This is a genomic window from Mycobacterium sp. TH-M25 (genome assembly GCF_057473665.1).
The window spans coordinates 1-4,229 of sequence record NZ_JBYCLA010000243.1 but is presented as its reverse complement, the minus strand read 5'-3'; the positions used below and the strand labels follow the sequence as shown (position 1 = coordinate 4,229).

Below are 4,229 nucleotides of genomic sequence, written 5' to 3'. Positions count from 1 at the left end.
GCGGCTCTATTGCCAGAATCTGCGGACGAATTCCGTTCAGGCGTACGCCCGTGATGCGTTGGAGTTTGGGCAGTTCTTGTCCACGAGGGGCATTGGGGTGCTAGATGTCTCAGAGTCAGATCTCGTGGCTTTTCGCAGATTCCGGCTCGCCAACGGCGTCTCACCCAGATCCTGGTCGCGGCACCTTGTCGTCATTCGGGCGCTATTCACCTACCTGTACGAGACGGGTCAGCGCGATCGCCTGCCGTGGATTCAAGTAGGGAGCAGATCGGTCGTCAGTCCCAGGACACCGCGCACGGAGATGGACGTCCGAGCACTGTCGCACGCACAATGGCTTGCCCTGCGCAACATCGGCTTCGGTGGGGAGCTGCCCACCGGAGAGCTGGACCCCTCCTACCGTGGCCAATCGACCGTTCGAAATGTGTGCGCCGTCGACCTGGCTCTGACCACCGGCATGCGCCTCACCGAGTGGTCCACGCTGCTCGATGCTGAGATTCCGACTTCTGATCGCGGCGGCTCGCTTCTGCTTGAAGCGTGTGCAAAGAATGGGCGTCGCCGGCGGGTCTATATCCCGTCGTCGACGGTGAAGGCCGTTGAGCTCTATCGCCAGACGGAACGGAAATCCCTTGTCCGAAAGGCCCAGACCGCTCTGCGGCGCAAGCTGCCGACGCTGGCCGTAGTCAACGACATCGACCCGGCGGCGGGCACGCTCACATACCGTTACCAAGGGCTCGAGAAGCGGGAGGAGTTCGCGGTGATATCTCCCGACGTGCGCCGGCTCCTGGTCAGAGTCGACGAGGCTGGGTATATCGAGCCGTTGTCGCTATTTGTGGGCAAGGCTGGTCGCCCGCCCTCACAGCGCCGGTGGCATCAGTACTTCAAGGACGCCAACGACCGCCTTGCCGCGTTCGCGAACTCGACGCCCACCATGCCTCCCGCGGTCACACCGCATGACCTGAGACACACGTTTGCTGTGGTTATGCTGCGCAGCTTGCAGCGACGCGCGGCGCAACTCGAACAGTCCCGGAAAAGAACAGGATTCGGCACGATCAGCGAACACATCGTCCACAACCCACTCTTAACTCTACAGCGTCTACTCGGGCACGCTAGCCCGTCCACAACGATGATTTACCTCCGGTACGTCGATGAGTCAGATGAGTTGATCCAACGGGCGTTTGAATCCTGGAGCGACAACACCCGCGACTACGCCACCTACGTTCTGGACGAACTGGAGGCGCAGTCGTCGTGACGCCCGCTTACCGTGAACCGCGGATCGTGATCTTCCCGCCCGGCGGGCCGATGAGGTCTGCCCGCATCAGTCCGAGTGACTATATCGCCACTCGACTCGTCGCCGAACTCGCCGATGCGTGGAAGGAAGGCGCCGAAAACCTGGACCTCACACCCGGTACGGTCTCTCGCCAAGGCGGGGTCATCAGGCGGGTCGGAGAATTCTTCACCGACCGCGCCGACCGATTTCTCACCTTGTCCGGCGACGGTGCGGACGTTGCGCGACGACTGCACGACTGGGAGTCAGCGATGGTCTTGCGCTTCCCGCCGCCCAGCGTGCGCGCGAAGCAGCTCGGTACGGACCTACGTAATCACGTCGCCCGATATCTCCAATCACGCGGACAAGTTGACGGTGCGCTTGTGGATTGGGCCAGCGGATGGGCCCTGGATGGCAGCTCGTGGGAAGGCTTGCCGCTCGACGAGTTCAGTAACAACGAACGACTCCAACTTGAGCGGGCATGCCGAATCATCGTGCGAGACAATGAAGAACGACTCCTACGCGGCGATGCGCTGCTGAAGTCGGGGCAAGATCCGCGCTGCCACGGCTGGGACCGAGTTGAGAATCTTCTATGGGCCCTGCGGAATTTGCCTTACGACAGATCGTTCCACGTCCATCTGGCTGGGCCAGGCCGGAAGTTAAATGGATGTGAGGTCGACCAAATGTCAGGATTCAACCGGGATGCCGGGATGAAGGCCCGGCCGCTGATGACGGCGGTGGGCGCATACCTTGGGCCCGAGGAGGAGTATCTGCTCGCGATTAGAGTTCTGCTCCATCTGCAAACGGGTTGGGCGCCTGAAGAAAGCGCCCGGCTACTGCGCAGCGACATCGAGTTCGGCGATTCGTCCGTCCGTGTCCGAGCGACCAAGCTACGGGCTCAACGACTCCGTTGGCATACCCTGCCCTCGGCGGAGCAGCGTCCCTGGGGGTGGAAGGCCGGCGACCTCCTTCCGCGAGCCGCAGACGCGATGCAGCACACGCATGCGCACACCCCCAATGAGCCGCTGTTCTGGGTGACAGGGATTCGCGCAGCCCGAGATCGGTGCGACGGCGAATACCCCCAATATGTCATCCGGGCACGACATTTCGGACGCACGAACTCGCTCAGCAAGCTCATCGGACGCCACGGATTGTCAATCAGCGAACCGCACGACATGCGTAGACTCCGCAAGACGGTGAAAAGCGCGCGGGCCGCGTTGCTCGGGACTCTCAACGGCGCAGCCGGCGACGACCACTCCGTCGAAGTCTTCCGGGGTCACTATGCCCAGACCACTACCGTTCACACCATCGCTGCGCAGACGGTGCTGCGCGCCCAGCGCAAAGTCCTCGACCGCGCCAAGAGCGGACCGACGTTCATCGACGCGAAGGCCACCGACATTGCGGCTGGCCCACATGACTCCGCTGTTGCTGCGCTCGCAACGTCGGTGGCCGACGAATCCCCAGCGGAGCAGCAACTGACACTATCGGCGTGCCGAGATCCATACGATGGGCCGTTCGGCCAACCAGGTTCACTGTGCCACGCGTCGCCGTCAATGTGCCTTCAGTGCCGCAATGCGGTCATCTTCCGCGACCACCTGCCACGCCTCATCGTGTACCGCGACGTACTCGATGACATCGAAAATGCCATGCCCCCAATCCAGTTCAGCGAGACCTACGGCCAGCAACGCGTCAACCTCGACGCCATCCTCGCGGAATTCCCATCCGACCAGATCGAGTCTGCCCGGCGACAGAACGCAGACCTGCATCGACCTCTAGGACAAAGAGCAGAACAATGACCAGCGAACTCGCGTCGGCGATTTCAGCGTGGAATCCACCCTTCGCCCCGGACGAACCCGTTCTACCAGCAGCTCGCCGGGTCGCACCCGGTCCCGAGCCGCGATTCGGCGATATGCCCCGATGGGACCTGACTGCAGGCGGAATCGCCCCCAACCTGAGCGCCTCTCGTGCACATCTGCGTTTCGACGACTTCCCCGGTGACTGGGTGCCGATCGCCAAGACGCTGGCAATGGCGATGCTGCAACCAACCCACACCGCCGTTCGCGAAGTGCACGTCTACCGGTCCAACCGCCCGTACAAGACGAAGTCGATCCAGCACGCCCTTGCCGAGCTCCGGTACCTCGCCAAATGGGCTAAGGGCCGCGGGTACACGGCCGACTTGTCGCAGTGGACCGATGACGACAGCGAGGCCTATCTCGCATCGGTTCGCGCCACCCGAGCAGTCACCGCCGAGCATTCCGCGAATGATCTTTTGCGCCACCTTGTGACCTTCGGGGCACTGATGCAAAACGGCGGGTTGCGGGTATCGGTGGGGTCATCTAAGACTGGGAGCTCGGGCGAGATCAAAACCCCGGTCATCCCCCCGGAGGCATTCTGGCCACTGGTCCGCGCCTGCTGGACCTACATCGACGTGTTTGCCCCTGATGTCGTTGCCGCCCGCGACGAAATCGATAATCTGGATGCCAGCCCACACCACGGCAAATGGCCGGCGGCACAAACCATCGACCGGGCGATCGACTCCTGGCTCACATCACCCGACGGTTTCATTCCGCTGCACATCTACACGCTCGGGCGCGGAAAGGCCGGCGAGATCAACTGGGATGGCCTGGCGCTGTGCACCACACCACGGATTCGGTCGACCAACTTCTACAACGGTTGCGGACCAGCCCGACGACAACGAGTACGCGATGCGATCGCCGCCGGCGTCCCCACCAAGTTCGGATATTCCAGCACTCAACCCGCCACCGTCGACCGTCCTAACGGGACGCGCGGACCATGGATCAGCGGATTCGACCGGGTGATCGTGAGCAAAGAACTCACCCAGATCCGCAATGCAGCTTACATTTTCGTCTCCATCATGACGATGATGCGCGACAGCGAAGTCCAAGGAATCGCAGCCGGCGCCATCGGCACACATTACGGCGCCCCCGCGGTAACCAGCATCCTC

General features: G+C 62.5%; 2 protein-coding genes and 1 pseudogene. All 3 read left to right on the top strand.

What is annotated here, in order from left to right; translation table 11 throughout:
* The coding region (locus tag AC2VOU_RS08065) for a tyrosine-type recombinase/integrase (protein ID WP_486956899.1) at positions 1-1,249 on the top strand (1,249 nt) is incomplete at its 5' end.
* The gene (locus AC2VOU_RS08060) at positions 1,246-3,060 is read left to right on the top strand and encodes a hypothetical protein (protein ID WP_486956898.1); all 1,815 of its coding nucleotides are present in this window, start codon (positions 1,246-1,248) and stop codon (positions 3,058-3,060) included. The genes AC2VOU_RS08065 and AC2VOU_RS08060, both read left to right, overlap by 4 nt.
* A pseudogene (locus tag AC2VOU_RS08055) lies at positions 3,057-4,229 on the top strand (hypothetical protein); the annotation flags it as partial. The gene AC2VOU_RS08060 and the pseudogene AC2VOU_RS08055, both read left to right, overlap by 4 nt.